The sequence below is a fragment of the Mesorhizobium atlanticum genome, assembly GCF_003289965.1.
Taxonomy (GTDB): domain Bacteria; phylum Pseudomonadota; class Alphaproteobacteria; order Rhizobiales; family Rhizobiaceae; genus Mesorhizobium; species Mesorhizobium atlanticum.
In genome coordinates this window covers 199,729-212,457 of the sequence record NZ_QMBQ01000010.1, presented here as the reverse complement: position 1 = coordinate 212,457, position 12,729 = coordinate 199,729, and the positions used below count along the sequence as shown (strand labels likewise).

General features: G+C 66.8%; 13 protein-coding genes. 7 read left to right on the top strand and 6 right to left on the bottom strand.

The features are described from left to right. Positions 1 to 206: 206 nt before the first annotated feature. The gene (locus DPM35_RS28395) at positions 207 to 386 is read right to left on the bottom strand and encodes a hypothetical protein (protein ID WP_112130536.1); all 180 of its coding nucleotides are present in this window, start codon (positions 384 to 386) and stop codon (positions 207 to 209) included. An 82-nt stretch (positions 387 to 468) separates the two neighbouring features. Continuing rightward, on the bottom strand, positions 469 to 768 hold the full coding sequence (locus DPM35_RS28390) for a hypothetical protein (RefSeq protein WP_095820718.1): 300 nt from the start codon (positions 766 to 768) through the stop codon (positions 469 to 471). 152 nt (positions 769 to 920) lie between these two features. On the opposite strand from DPM35_RS28390, the gene DPM35_RS28385 reads away from it, so the two are divergent. From DPM35_RS28385 to DPM35_RS28365, 5 genes are all read left to right on the top strand, one after another. After that, entirely contained in the window at positions 921 to 1,820 is a 900-nt protein-coding gene (locus tag DPM35_RS28385; protein ID WP_112130641.1) for a VOC family protein, read from the top strand. Between the two features lie 40 nt (positions 1,821 to 1,860). Next, positions 1,861 to 2,463 (top strand): sulfotransferase family protein, encoded by a 603-nt coding sequence (locus DPM35_RS28380; RefSeq protein ID WP_112130533.1) that lies wholly within the window; start codon positions 1,861 to 1,863, stop codon positions 2,461 to 2,463. 94 nt (positions 2,464 to 2,557) lie between these two features. Then, positions 2,558 to 3,523 (top strand): RNA polymerase sigma factor, encoded by a 966-nt coding sequence (locus tag DPM35_RS28375; RefSeq protein ID WP_112130531.1) that lies wholly within the window; start codon positions 2,558 to 2,560, stop codon positions 3,521 to 3,523. Between the two features lie 166 nt (positions 3,524 to 3,689). Then, positions 3,690 to 4,082: a carboxymuconolactone decarboxylase family protein gene (locus tag DPM35_RS28370; RefSeq protein ID WP_245431684.1), complete on the top strand. Its 393-nt coding sequence runs from the start codon at positions 3,690 to 3,692 to the stop codon at positions 4,080 to 4,082. Between the two features lie 85 nt (positions 4,083 to 4,167). Beyond that, positions 4,168 to 5,553: an amidase gene (locus DPM35_RS28365; RefSeq protein WP_112130529.1), complete on the top strand. Its 1,386-nt coding sequence runs from the start codon at positions 4,168 to 4,170 to the stop codon at positions 5,551 to 5,553. A 51-nt stretch (positions 5,554 to 5,604) separates the two neighbouring features. Here the strand turns inward: DPM35_RS28365 and DPM35_RS28360 are convergent, their stop codons facing one another. Both DPM35_RS28360 and DPM35_RS28355 read right to left on the bottom strand, forming a co-directional pair. Then, entirely contained in the window at positions 5,605 to 6,324 is a 720-nt protein-coding gene (locus DPM35_RS28360; RefSeq protein ID WP_112130637.1) for a DUF2270 domain-containing protein, read from the bottom strand. Between the two features lie 178 nt (positions 6,325 to 6,502). Next, the gene (locus DPM35_RS28355) at positions 6,503 to 6,709 is read right to left on the bottom strand and encodes a hypothetical protein (protein WP_112130527.1); all 207 of its coding nucleotides are present in this window, start codon (positions 6,707 to 6,709) and stop codon (positions 6,503 to 6,505) included. Positions 6,710 to 6,931: 222 nt separating this feature from the next. Between DPM35_RS28355 and DPM35_RS28350 the strand changes: the two genes are divergently transcribed. Beyond that, positions 6,932 to 9,220 carry a cation:proton antiporter domain-containing protein gene (locus tag DPM35_RS28350; protein WP_181592190.1) on the top strand — a complete coding sequence of 763 codons (2,289 nt, stop codon included), beginning with the start codon at positions 6,932 to 6,934 and terminating at the stop codon, positions 9,218 to 9,220. A 52-nt stretch (positions 9,221 to 9,272) separates the two neighbouring features. Here DPM35_RS28350 and DPM35_RS28345 read toward each other — a convergent pair whose 3' ends face one another. After that, a complete protein-coding gene (locus DPM35_RS28345; RefSeq protein WP_112130523.1) occupies positions 9,273 to 10,481 on the bottom strand; it encodes an MFS transporter in 1,209 nt (402 codons plus the stop codon). A 257-nt stretch (positions 10,482 to 10,738) separates the two neighbouring features. Between DPM35_RS28345 and DPM35_RS28340 the strand changes: the two genes are divergently transcribed. Continuing rightward, positions 10,739 to 11,158 carry a VOC family protein gene (locus DPM35_RS28340; RefSeq protein ID WP_112130521.1) on the top strand — a complete coding sequence of 140 codons (420 nt, stop codon included), beginning with the start codon at positions 10,739 to 10,741 and terminating at the stop codon, positions 11,156 to 11,158. On the opposite strand, the gene DPM35_RS28335 is transcribed toward DPM35_RS28340, so the two are convergent. Further along, complete coding sequence (locus DPM35_RS28335) at positions 11,148 to 12,683, bottom strand: winged helix-turn-helix domain-containing tetratricopeptide repeat protein (protein ID WP_112130519.1); 1,536 nt, start codon at positions 12,681 to 12,683, stop codon at positions 11,148 to 11,150. The two genes, DPM35_RS28340 and DPM35_RS28335, sit on opposite strands and share 11 nt — an antisense overlap. Positions 12,684 to 12,729 lie beyond the last annotated feature (46 nt).

Below are 12,729 nucleotides of genomic sequence, written 5' to 3'. Positions count from 1 at the left end.
TTCGCTTAGCGGTCGCTAATTCAACCGCGATCTCATGCGGTCGGCGCTTTTCACGATTTGATCACGCCGGTGCCTGCGCCGCCCTCACGGGCCTCCAGCAGATTGTCCGCACTGGACATCGATCCGAGGAGGATGCCGTGCAACACCCAGGCGAATGGCCACTCTGGCATGACGACGACCGGCGCGACGGGCAGCTCGCCAATGCGTCATTGCGGCATGATATTGCGCTGGCCCGCTATCTTGAGCGGCAGCGCGAGCATCGGCAAACCGGCATGCCCATTGTCGATTTGGAAAGCGTCGCGCTTCGGCTCCTTGCCTTCGCGATGCGGATCGGATCGGCACTCACCCGGCGTGCCGAAAAAAGAACTGCTGTCCCGCCAGCCCATCCTTGGGGTCCGGCAGGACATCTCCCCCACTAGCGGGGAGATTGGCTGTCGCGGCTGCTTTCGCCAATCGTCAGGAGGCCGCCTAAATCCCTTCCCCATCCACCAGCGGCACGTCCTCGCCCTCCCAGGGGCTCGGCATCGAGCCTCGCCCGGCGCTCGGCAGCGGCATCCAGCATCTGAGCTCGGGCTCGGCATACTCGACCACGCGGCCGGGTGAGGAGTCCGAGGCCCGCCAGCCTTCCTCGCCGAACTGGTCGGCGCGCGACCAATACGCCATGTCGACCTCGGCCGGTCCCTGCTCGGAGGAGCGCACCGTCACCAGGATGCGGCTGCCGTCCCGCGGCGCGCTCGCCATGTTGCGCCAGTGGTCGGTGTCGTCCATGGGAGGTTCCTCCTGCTTCGTTCGGAGCTGCGAAAAATAGCCTGCTTCGGCGATAGTCGCCGCCCGCCGGGGAGGGGTCAACCCGAACTTGGCGCGAGACATAAATATCATTCAGAGCTAATATATCCATCGGCCGCAATCGGATGGCGACCATGGACGAAGGATTGCTGTCTCAGGCCACGCGTCTCGGGCCGGTCCATCTCAAGGTGACCGACATTCCGGCCGCCTTAACCGTCTGGCGCGACACGCTCGGACTGGCGCTGGCCGGCGAGGACGCCGCTCAGGCGCAGCTCGGCGCCGGCGGCCGGACGCTGATCGTGCTCCATGCGGGCGCGGGAGTCGCGCTGCCGCAGAAGTCGCGCGATCTCTTCCACGTCGCCATCCACGTCACCACCCGCCGCGACCTCGCGCATACGGCCGCCCGCCTCAAGGCGTCGGGGTTGCGATACAGCGCCCAGGACCACCTTGTTTCGGAATCGCTCTACGTCTCCGACCCTTCCGGCAACGGCATCGAGATATGCTTCGACACGCCTGAACGCCTGCTGCGCCGCGAGGTCTCGCCCGACGGCCGCGTGGCTCTGATTGCCGTCGACGGCAGCGCGCATTCCGGGATCGAGCCGCTGGATGTCTCGGGCCTGCTGCGCGATCTCGGCAATTCCGGCCATGTCGAGCGCAGCATGGCGCGGGACGCCTTCATCGGCCACATCCACTTGCGCGCCCGCGCGCCCGAGGCGCTGATGGAATTCTATCTCGGCGTGCTCGGCTTCCGGCCGCATATCCAGTCCCGGACCTTCGGCATGTTCGACTGCGGCACCGAGCGCCGCGCGCATATGATCGCCTTCAACATCTGGGCGCGCGACGAGCTGCGCGAGCCGCCGTCCAATGCCGCGGGCCTCGACCATTTCACCGTCGAGCTCGGCTCCGCGCAGGAACTCGCCGCCGTGGCGCGCCGGCTCGAAGCGGCCAACGCGCCGGCGAGAAGGGAAGGCGGCGTGATTTCGACGGCCGATCCGGAAGGCAACCGCCTGCGGCTCGTGGTCCAGGGAGGTTGACCGCAACCGCTTGAAGACGGGAGGAGTGGAGGAGGGGGAAATGTCGCTGATGGTGATTGGAACCGGCTTTGGCCGAACCGGCACGGATTCGATGCGCGAGGCGCTGACCATGCTCGGCTTCGGTCCTTGCCACCATATGTCGGAGGTCATGGGACATGCGAAGCAGAAGCGGCTCTGGCGGGCGCTGGCCAGGGGCGAGGCGCCCGACTGGGCCCAGCTCTTCGCGGGATACAAATCCTGCGTCGACTGGCCCTCGGCGTTCTATTGGCGTGAGCTGATCGAAGCCTATCCGCAGGCGCGCGTCATCCTCACCTGGCGCTCGCCCGAAAGCTGGTGGGAGAGTTTCGAACGGACCATCCTGCCGGCGATCGTCGGCAGCAAGGATCAGGAGTCGCTGGGCATCGCGCTCGTCGCCAACCAGGTCTTCGGCGGCCGCCCGCAGGACCGCGCTCATGCGATCGCCGTCTACCGGGACAATGTCGAGGCGGTGCTGAACACCGTGCCGTCGGAACGGCTGCTGGTGCACAAGCTCGGCGACGGCTGGGCGCCGCTCTGCAGCCATCTCGGCGTTCCCGTGCCGGACGAACCCTATCCCGCCCGCAACTCATCCCAGGAGTTTCGGGCGGCGCTGTCGTTGAACTAGACGGGCTCGACGTCGATGGACGCAGGCATCCGAACTTTCCGGCTCCTCACGGCATCCTGTCCTTTTTGGTGTGGTCAGGGCGGGAGATAAGGCCATGGGACAAGCCGGTTTTGAACACGGTCGAGGCCAGCCCGACGCCGCTCTGGTGATGGCGGCGCGCTTTGGGGAGCCGCATGGTTTCGCCCTGTTGTTCGAGCGCTATCGCCCGCAACTCCACGCTATCGCCCTGTCGATGCTGGGTTACACCGGCGACGCCGAGGACGCGGTCCACGATACGTTCCTTACCGCGCTTGCGCGATTGGACGGCCTGCGCGATCCCGCGGCCGTCGGCGGCTGGCTGCATTCGATCCTGAGGAACCACTGCCTGATGGCGCTGCGCCGTCGCCGTCCCCGTGCCGGGCCGGCCGAAACCGAGCGTGCCTTTCGCGAACTCGCCGACGAGGAGCGCATCGAGAGCCGGATCGAAAGCCGCGACCTGCGCGACTGGGTATGGGCGGCGCTTGCGCATCTGCCGGAAATGCAGCGCGCCACGGTGATGCTGCGCTATTTCGGCAGCTCGCCAGGCTATGAGCAGATTGCCGCTGTTCTGGGCGTGCCGGTTGGCACTGTGCGCAGCCGGCTGGCCGATGCCAAGATCAGGCTTTCGGAGCTGCTGCTGGCATCGGCCGGTCTGCCCGACCGGGAACACCACAGGCTGGTGGCCGAGCGGCTGGCCTTCTACACCGAGGAATACCGCTCGCTCCAGCACGGCGGCAAGGAGCGGGTGCTTGCCCACTATGCGGAGGATCTCGACATCGCCTTTGCCGGCGGGCCGCGTGGCATCGGGCGTCACATCTTCGGTGAAGCCATCGACGAGGATGTCGGCGCCGGCGTTCGCCATCAGCCGGTGCGGGCGTTGGCCAGCGCCAACGTCACCGTGCTCGAGGGCGACTTCGTCAATCCGCCCGAGAATCCGTTCCATTGCCCGCCGAGCTTTGCCGTCGTCCTGGTCCACGGCGAGCGCCAGGTACGTCTGATGCGCATCCACACCTCCGAACGGCCACCGCGCATCGAGGAATGACATTTTCGTGAGGTGCGCCCACCCGGCGAACTTTTCGATGCGCCACATCATCCTTTTTGGGTCACGCGGCCGGTTACCGGCGCGTCAACCAAAGCAAGGAGGAATTCCGATGTTCGCTTTTCTCGCAGTCAAATTGGGCCGCGCCGTGGTTCTCGGCTCGCTTGCCATGCTCGCCACTCCATTGCTCGCTCACGCCGATGACTATGACGCGGCGCTGAAGGACATCCAGTCGACGATGGGAGGCGTGCCGAGCTTCGTGAAACAGTTCCCGAAAGCCGGTCTGCCCGGCGCCTGGGCCGAGGTCAAGGCCATCGAGCTCAGCGACAAGACGGCGCTGACGCCGAAGGAGAAGTCGCTGATCTCGCTCGCGGTCGCGGCGCAGATCCCCTGCAGCTACTGCATCTGGTCCGACACTCAGGACGCCAAGCGCGCCGGCGCCACCGACGAGGAAATCCAGGAAGCCGTCGCCATGGCGGCGCTGACGCGCCACTGGAGCACCATCTTCAACGGCATGCAGGTCGATTTCGAGACCTTCAAGAAGGAGATGGGCGGGCAGTAGCGCCAGTAAGCGAGCAGGGCAGTAGGCAAAATCCGCGAACGGCCGATCCCTACAGCCCCATTGCCTTACCAGGGAGGAACCGCAGATGACCGCTACCCTTGCCAGCGACACCACCTTCTTCACCGCCACCCAGTTGGCGGCAGCGATCCGTGAGGGGCGCGTCAGTGCGGCCGAGGCCATGGAGGCGCAACTGGAGCGGATCGCCGCCGTCAATCCGCTCCTCAACGCCATCATCACCCTCGACGAAGGGGCCGCGCGCGACGGCGCGAGGGCGGCCGACGATGCCATTGCGCGCGGCGAAGCGGTCGGGCCGCTGCACGGCGTGCCGGTCACATTGAAGGACGGTCACGCCACGGCTGGCATGCGCACCACGGTCGGGCTGACGGCCTGGGCCGACTACATTCCAACCGCCGACAGCACCGTCGCGGCCAGGCTGCGCAAGGCCGGCGCGATCATCATAGGCAAGACCAACGTGCCGCCGCGGCTGCGCGATCTGCAGACCTTCAATCCGATCTTCGGCCGTACCGGCAATCCCTGGGACGTCACCCGCACGCCGGGCGGCTCCAGCGGTGGCGCAGCCGCGGCGGTTGCCGCCGGCCTCGCGCCGCTGGACATCGGCAGCGACGCCGGCGGCTCGATCCGCGTGCCGGCGCATCTATGCGGCGTCTATGGCTTCAAGCCGACGCAATCCTCGGTGCCCACTACCGGCAGCTATGCCGATCCACCCGACATGCCGCGCAGCTTCCGATTGCTGTTCGACATCGGGCCACTGGCGCGCGGCGTCGACGACCTCATCCTCGCCCACCGCATCATCGCCGGCGCTGACGGCCTCGATACCGAAGTGCCGCCCGTGGCGACGCACGAGGAGCCGGAACCGCGGCTGGACCGGCTGCGTGTCGCCTTCGCGCCGGAATTCCCCGGCGTACCGACCGCTCTCGATATTGCCGAGGCGATTGCCGGCTTTGCCGGCGCGATCGACATCGGTGGCGCGCGGGTCGGTCAGGCTCTGCCGCGGCACGACTTCGCCGCCGAGCGGGCGCTGTTTTCGGATTTCATCACCTGGTATTCGCAGGCCTTCCAGCCACCAAGGGAAAATTCTCCCACGCTGTCGGCCTTTCTCGAGGCGCTCAATCAGCGCGACGAATTCATCTACGCGTGGGAGCGCTTCTTTGACGACTGGGACGTGCTGGTCTGTCCGGCGATGATGTGCACCGCCTTCCATCACCAGGAAATGGGGACGCCGATTCCGGTCGATGGCGTCGAGACGTCCTATTGGAGCGCGCTGAGCCACGCCTGCCGCTTCAATCTGACGGGTCATCCGGCCGTCGTTGTTCCGATAGGCCTCGACCGCGAAGGCTTGCCGATCGGCGTCCAGCTCGTCGGCCGACGCCATTCGGACATGAAGTTGCTCGCCGCCGCCAAGGCCCTGGCGCGGCTGACCGACGGATTTGTCAGGCCGCCGGGATTGTGATCGCGCCGCGCCTCGCATCAAGCATGGTAAAACGGCTCGTCGCGCGGCCAATCACACATGCACGTCGCCGAAGGAAAGCTCGGCGTCCTCGTCGCGGATCAGAAATGACGCGGCCAGCATCGCGAGATAGAAAACCGCGACCCCACACACCACCGCCACGCCCGGGATGGGCCCGAGCGTCGCCACCCGGAACGTGTCGAGCAGCGAGGCGCTGAAGCCGATCGGGGCGCCCTCGCGCGCCAGGCTGGGTGTCGTGATCTTCAACACCCAGGCGAGCATCAGGATCGTATACATGAAGATGTAATTGCGGCGCAGCCGCCTGATGAGTGCCGAGCGTTGTGAGATCAGGAAGCGTGGCGAGCGCAAGCCTTCGCCGAGGATGGCGAGCCAGTTGGAGGCAAAGTCGGGCTGCGGCGAGAAGATCTGCGCAAAGTAGTATCGCTCGAACTGCCGCACCCTTGTCCTGTAGACGTCGAAGAAACGGTAGCGCCTTGCCTCGATCCACAAAAGCAGCGTGATCAGGAGCATGGCGAACAAAAGCACGCCGTGATGCGCGCTGGGCGTCGACAGCGATACCGACAGCATCGCCGCCACCACGGTGATCGCCCAGTTGCTGGTGCGGTCGAGCCGGTCGCGCCAGCCGGCCATGCGCGCGATCTCGGCCCGGTGGAAATGCGACAGCGTCGTGGTGAATTCGGAGGAAGTGAGTTTCAGCGCCAGCGTGTCGGAGGCGCGGGGCGGCGCGGCCGCCTCGGTGGATCTTGCCGGCATGGCCGGCTCGGCTGACCTTGCCGCGTCGGTGGATCTTGCGGCCTTCGTCTGGGACATTCTCTGCCATGCGCCTCCCGCCATGGCCGGCCGCATCCGATTTCAAGAACAGGCCGGCCACACCCCGTATAGCACAACGTGCGGCCGGCCCAAAATGTTCCCGCCTTTTCAGGCGGATAAGTCAGGATGCAAGGGGTGGAACGCCACCATTCGCGCGCCGCGGAAAGGGCAGCACGTCGGCCATCGGCCTGGCATGCTGGGCTGCCGCCACCGCGTCGATCACAAGGTCGAGTGCCTGAAGCGCCGCGCGGCTCGTTTCATCGTCGCCACGCAGGTAATGGCACGCCCGGTCGAGGTGCAGGTGGGCGGCGGCAAAGTCGCTTTTCATTAGCTTCTCCTTATTGCCCCGCCTTGGCGGCCAACATCGTCGAGTCGCTTTACCGCGAAGCAAAGATCGGCGCTGGCATTTGATTAGAATTGTAGGGATGCAGGGCGTGGGAGCGACTCATCTCCCCCACAAGGGGGAGATTGGCAGTTCCGCCCCCGTGCAACCGATCCTCGCGCCAGACCGTTATGCCGAAGCGAGGAATGAGGGGGCATCTTGTTCAACATGCTCAATCGGCGCTGGCCGCCGTCGGTTTGGATTGCGCTTGCAGCGGTGGCGCTCGCTTTGATGCCCGCCGTCGCCTTCGCCGCCGAGAAGACCGGCATGTCCTCGGAAGGCGTTTTCGTCGCCGAGCTGATCCTGCTCCTGGTCGTCGGCCGCGGCATCGGCGAGGTCCTGGAGGCGCTGGGACAGCCGGCGGTGATGGGGCAACTGATCGGCGGCATCCTGCTCGGGCCTTCGCTGCTCGGCTGGGTCTGGCCGGCGGCCGAGCGGCTGATCTTCGCCGGCGACCCGTCGCAGAAATCGATGATCAACGCCATCGCCCAGCTCGGTGTCCTGATGCTGCTTCTGCTCACCGGCATGGAGACGGATCTGAGGCTCGTGCGCCGTGTCGGCCGCGCCTGCTTTTCCATCTCGGCCGCCGGCGTCGCCGTGCCCTTCGCGCTCGGTTTCATCGCCGCCCAGTTCATGCCCGACACGCTGCTTGCCGCCGGCGGCGAGCGCATCGTCGCCGGGCTGTTCCTCGGCACCGCGCTGTCCATCTCCTCGGTCAAGATCGTCGCCATGGTGGTGCGCGACATGAACTTCATGCGCCGCGACCTTGGCCAGATCATCGTCTCCTCGGCGATCTTCGAGGACACCATCGGCTGGGTGATCGTCGCCATCACCATCGGCATCGCCACCAAGGGACGGATCGAGATCGCGAGCTTGGCCTTCATCATCGCCGGCGTCGCCCTCTTCATGGCGTTTTCCTTCACGGTGGGCCGCCGCATCGTCTTCGACGCCATCCGCTGGACCAACGACACCTTCCGCTCGGAATACGCGGTGGTCACCGTCATCCTCGCCATCATGGGGGTTATGGCCCTGATCACCGACCTGATCGGCGTGCACACCGTGCTCGGCGCTTTCGTCGCCGGCATTTTGGTGGGTGAATCGCCGATCCTGTCGCGCCATATCGAAGGCCAGTTGCGCGGCGTTATCACGGCTCTTTTCATGCCGGTGTTCTTCGGCGTCGCTGGCCTGTCGGCCGATCTCACCGTGTTGGTCGATCCGCAACTGGCATCGCTCACCGTGGCTCTGGTCGGCATTGCCAGCATCGGCAAGTTCGGCGGCGCCTTCATCGGCGCGGAAGTGGCGGGCATGAGCCGCGCCGAAGGCATCGCGGTCGGCTGCGGCATGAACGCGCGTGGCTCGACGGAGGTCATCGTCGCCTCGATCGGCCTTTCGATGGGCGTGCTGTCGCACAATCTCTTCACCATGATCCTCACCATGGCCGTCATCACCACCTTGGTCATGCCGCCGACATTGCGCTGGGCGCTTCGCCGGCTGCCGGTGGGCGAGGAGGAAAAGAAGCGGCTGGAGCGCGAGGAGATCGACCAGCGCGGCTTCGTCGCCAATCTGGAGCGGCTCTTGGTGGTGGTCGACGAGGGCGTCGTCGGCCGCTTCGCCGCCTATCTCGCCGGCGTCATCGGCGCCGGCAAGCCGACGACGGTGCTGCATTCCAGCGGCGAGACCGATGCCGAGCCGACCGAGGGCCTGCATCTGGAGGAGATCGAGAAGGGCGCCGAGGACAGCCGCGAGGCGGCCAAGGAGGGCGACGAGGCGCCGGCGCGCGAAGCGCCGGTCACCCGGCGCCAGGATGAGGAGCTTTCGGCCGAGGCGGTCGCCAGGGAGGCGCGCAAGGGCTACGGCATGCTGCTTGTCGGCCTTGGCCGCGCCGTCACCTCGAAGGGCGGCTTCTCGCACCGGTTGAACGAAGTCGCCGGCGCCTTCGACGGGCCGCTCTGCCTGGTGCTGAAGCCGGCGAGCGCCGGTCGCCAGATGCCGAAACTCGGTCCCGGATCGGGCAAGATACTGGTGCCGGTCAACGGCACGGCGGTTGCCCGCCGCGGCGCCGAGCTGGCGCTCGCAATAGCCGCCGTCACCGGCGCGCCGGTCAAGATGCTCTATGTCGCGCGCACCGGCCGCGAGGAGCCGCGCGACACCGTCTCGCATCGTCGCCGGGAAGCGGTGCTGAAGGACATCGTCACACTTGCCGACCGTTACGGCGTCGAGATCGAGACCGCCATCCGATCGAGGGCCGCGGCCGCCGACGCCATCGCCCGACAGGCCGGCCGCAACGTGTCCTTGATCGTCATGGGCGTGGCGCGCCGCCAGGGCGAGGAATTGATCTTCGGCGAGACGACAACGGCCGTCCTGCGGCGCAGCCCATGCCCGGTGGTGCTGATCTCCGACGAGCGGGTGCGACGCGACGAGAGCGAGCGCGAGGCGGTGCGCACGGGCACCGGATGACGGAACTTGGTTCCTCGCCCCCGCCAAACGTGGGGCGAGGAAGGAGTTTTGCTCAGGCCATCTGCAGCTTCTGCCGGCTCGGCTGCGGCGGGAAGGCGATGGCGATGCCGGCTGCACCCAGACCGATCAGCGCGGAGCCGATGAACAGCCAGTGGTAGCTGGCATAGGCGTCGTAGATCATGCCGCCGGCGAGCGGGCCGAGCGACATGCCGAGGCTGGACAGGAGCGTCGCGGCGCCAAGCACCGTGCCGATGATGCGCAGGCCGAAATATTCGCGCGCCAGCACCGCATAGAGCGGCATCACGCCGCCATAGGTGGCGCCGAAGATGACGGCCAGGAGGTAGAACTGCTCGATCCGGCCGACGGCGAGGTAGGCGGCGATCACCAGCCCCTGGATGGCGAGCCCGGCGACCAGCACCGGCTTGACGCCCAGCCGGTCGGCGAGCACGCCGTAGAGCACGCGTCCGCCAAGGCCGGCAAGGCCCTCGACGCTGTAGATCGACACGGCCGCCATCGGCGCCACGCCGCAGGACATGGCATAGCTCACCATGTGGAAGATCGGACCCGAATGCGCCGCGCAACAGGCGAAGAAGGTGAGGCCCAGCACGATGAATTGCGGCGAGCGCAGCGCCTGGCCGACGCTCATGCCGGGATCGTTTGCGGCGGGCGCCGGCATGCCGTCGCTTGCCGTGGCCGCCGCCGGCGGCTGGCGCACCAGCAAGACGGCGGGCAAAAGCAGCACCCAGGCCATGACGCCGATGTCGAACATGGCGGTGCGCCAGTCATAGGCCGTGATCAGCCAGCGCGCGAAAGGCGAGATGGTCATCGGTGCCACACCCATGCCGGCCGACACCAGCGACACGGCGAGGCTGCGGTTGGTGTCGAACCAGGCGGTGGTGAGCGCGATCATCGGCGCGAAGAAGGCGCTGGCCGCCAGCCCGACGATGATGCCGTAGCTGAGCTGGAAGACGATGAGCGACGTGGCGCGGCTCGCCACCACCAGCGACAGGCCGAGCAGCACCGCGCCCGCAAGCACGACGGGCCGCGCGCCGACCCGGTCATAGATCGAGCCCCAGGCAAAGCCGCCGAGGCCCATCACCAGGAAGTTCAAGGTCATGGCGCTGGAAATGCCGGTGCGCGACCAGTTGGTGTCGAGCGATATCGGCTCCAGAAAGATCGCCAGCGAGAACATGGCGCCGAGCGCCACGCAGGTCATCAGCGCGCCCGCCGCGACGATGACCCAACGATAGGAATGGTTCATGGTTATTCTCCCATGCCGTAAGGCATCCTGTTTGATGCGGCACGGTTTTTCCAGTCCACCGGGCCGTTTGCGTCCGAAGGACGCCGGCGCGGGAGCCGATCCTACAAATCCGGTTGCATTTTTTATCTGGTTTTTTTGGCGTGTCGTTATTGCCGCCAACGCACCGTCGCCAGCGTTCCATGTCAGCAGTCTGCGGCGCTCCACGTTGACCGCGCACCGGTGCCATCTAAATTGGTTGCCTCAATCAGGGGCACCCTATGGAACTTTATCGCGGCCGGCTCATCGACCACATCCAGCTCGTGGTGCGCGACCTTGCGGCCAGCCGGCGCTTCTACGGCGCGCTGTTCGAGGTGCTGGGCATTCCGATCGGCGGCGAGGCGCGGGACTATTTCTGGGCCGATGAGCTGTTCGTCTCCAGCGCCGACAGCCGCGCCGCGCTCGGCGTGCTGACGGGCCGCCATCATCTCGCTTTCCAGGCGAAAGACCGCGCCATGGTCGATGCCTTCTACCAGGCGGGCCTTGCGGCCGGCGGCAAGGACAATGGCGCGCCGGGCGAGCGCCATTACCATCCCGGCTACTATGCCTGCTTCCTGCTCGACCCCGACGGCAACAACATCGAGGCGGTGTTCCATGGCGAGGCCAGGCGAAGCGCCGCGGCGGTGGAGATCAGCTTCTAGCGGGTGGCAGACAGTTGGTGTCCCAGCCTGCCAGCTTGAGCCCCTCGCGTATTCTCTCGCGGTCCTCGGATCGCTCGATGCGCGCTTCCTCGACGATTTTCGCGATGGTGAGGCCGGGCTCCAGCGCGCGTCCTTCGCGGACGCAGGCCAGCGCCTTTTCGGCGTCACCGGCCAGGGCGTAGCATGTTGCCAGTCTCGCCCATTGCCAGGCACTCTTACGAGGTAGGCACGAGAAGGACGCCGCCGCTTCGCGGTAGCGGCCGAGGATCAGCAGGGCTTCGCCGCGGTCGTGATAATACCAGGCCGGATGCATCGGATTGAGCTGGATGGCCTTGTCGAGCAGGGCCAGCCCGGCCTCTCCGTCGCCACGCAGCGCCCGGAAGAAGCCGGTTTGGGCGAGTGTGTCCGCGTCGTAGGGGTTGAGATCCAGCGCGCGGGCGAAGTGCTTCTCGGCGGCATCGTATTCGTCGCGGCCGCGATAGAGAAGTGTCAGCGCCAGTATGCGGTGGCAGCGCGCTTCGTCCGGGCTGAGCGCGATCGCATGCAGCGCCCGGTCGCGCGCCTGGTCGAGCACGGCGCGCGGCGCATCGGCGTAGCCGCCGATAATCACCTCGGCGAGGGCCAGGTAAGCGTGCGCCAGTCCTGATTGCGGGTCGAGCTCGATGGCCTTGAGGAAATGCGCGCGGGCCTCCTGGTTGACGCCGTCGCCAAAGCTGCGCAGCAGCTCCTTTCCGCGCAGGAAATGCAGATAGGCTTCGACATTGGCGGCGGGCGCCGGCAGACCGCGCCGCATCACCGCGCTTTCGATGTTGGCGACCAGCGCCGTCACGATCCGCTGCGCCACCATCGTCTGGAAAGCGAAGATGTCGGCCGTGGCGAAAGTGAAACTCTGCGACCAGACGCGCCGGCCGGATGCCGTCTCGGTCAGAACGACGCGCGCGCCGTATTCCGTCCCGGTGGTTTCGACGCGGCCTTCGGCAATGTAGTCCGCGCCGAGCCGCTCCGCTGTCGCCCGGATGTCCTCGCGCGAATGCTCGGCCAGGGCGAAGGCCGAATGGCGCGCCAGCACGGCGACGGTCTTGAAGTATGAAAGCGCGTTGGTGATTTCCTCGACGGCGCCGTCGAACAATGCCCTGGCGGTGGCGTCGGCGGGGTCCACGTCAAACGGCAGCACCGCCACCGTCGGCTCCGCCCGCGCCGCGGCCGCCGCCGGTGGCTGCGTGGCCTCGGTCTCGGGAAGCTGGAACAGGTAGCCCCGGCGCGGCACCGTGCGGATCAGCGCCTGCGCCTCGTCGCCGATCGATTTGCGCGCGTCGCGGATCGATTGGGTGAGCGAGTCCTCGGTGACGATGATGCCCGGCCAGACTGCCTGCAACAGCTCGTCCTTGCTCAGCACCCGTCCCGGATTACTCGTGAGGAAGGCGAGCAACTCCAGGGTTTTTGGCCGGACGGGCACAATCTTGCCGTCGCGCCGGAGCGTACCCCGGTCAAGATCGAGAACAGCGCCGCCGATCCGTAGCGCCAAGCCCTTGCCCCATCGCCGCGCCTCATTGCGCGGGCTTCATTGGGAG

Coding starts and splice junctions, on each gene's coding strand:
- DPM35_RS28395 (WP_112130536.1), bottom strand. CDS start 386: ATGGGCTGGCGGGACAGCAGTTCTTTTTTCGGCACGCCGGGTGAGTGC.
- DPM35_RS28390 (WP_095820718.1), bottom strand. CDS start 768: ATGGACGACACCGACCACTGGCGCAACATGGCGAGCGCGCCGCGGGAC.
- DPM35_RS28385 (WP_112130641.1), top strand. CDS start 921: ATGGACGAAGGATTGCTGTCTCAGGCCACGCGTCTCGGGCCGGTCCAT.
- DPM35_RS28380 (WP_112130533.1), top strand. CDS start 1,861: ATGTCGCTGATGGTGATTGGAACCGGCTTTGGCCGAACCGGCACGGAT.
- DPM35_RS28375 (WP_112130531.1), top strand. CDS start 2,558: ATGGGACAAGCCGGTTTTGAACACGGTCGAGGCCAGCCCGACGCCGCT.
- DPM35_RS28370 (WP_245431684.1), top strand. CDS start 3,690: ATGCTCGCCACTCCATTGCTCGCTCACGCCGATGACTATGACGCGGCG.
- DPM35_RS28365 (WP_112130529.1), top strand. CDS start 4,168: ATGACCGCTACCCTTGCCAGCGACACCACCTTCTTCACCGCCACCCAG.
- DPM35_RS28360 (WP_112130637.1), bottom strand. CDS start 6,324: ATGCCGGCAAGATCCACCGAGGCGGCCGCGCCGCCCCGCGCCTCCGAC.
- DPM35_RS28355 (WP_112130527.1), bottom strand. CDS start 6,709: ATGAAAAGCGACTTTGCCGCCGCCCACCTGCACCTCGACCGGGCGTGC.
- DPM35_RS28350 (WP_181592190.1), top strand. CDS start 6,932: ATGCTCAATCGGCGCTGGCCGCCGTCGGTTTGGATTGCGCTTGCAGCG.
- DPM35_RS28345 (WP_112130523.1), bottom strand. CDS start 10,481: ATGAACCATTCCTATCGTTGGGTCATCGTCGCGGCGGGCGCGCTGATG.
- DPM35_RS28340 (WP_112130521.1), top strand. CDS start 10,739: ATGGAACTTTATCGCGGCCGGCTCATCGACCACATCCAGCTCGTGGTG.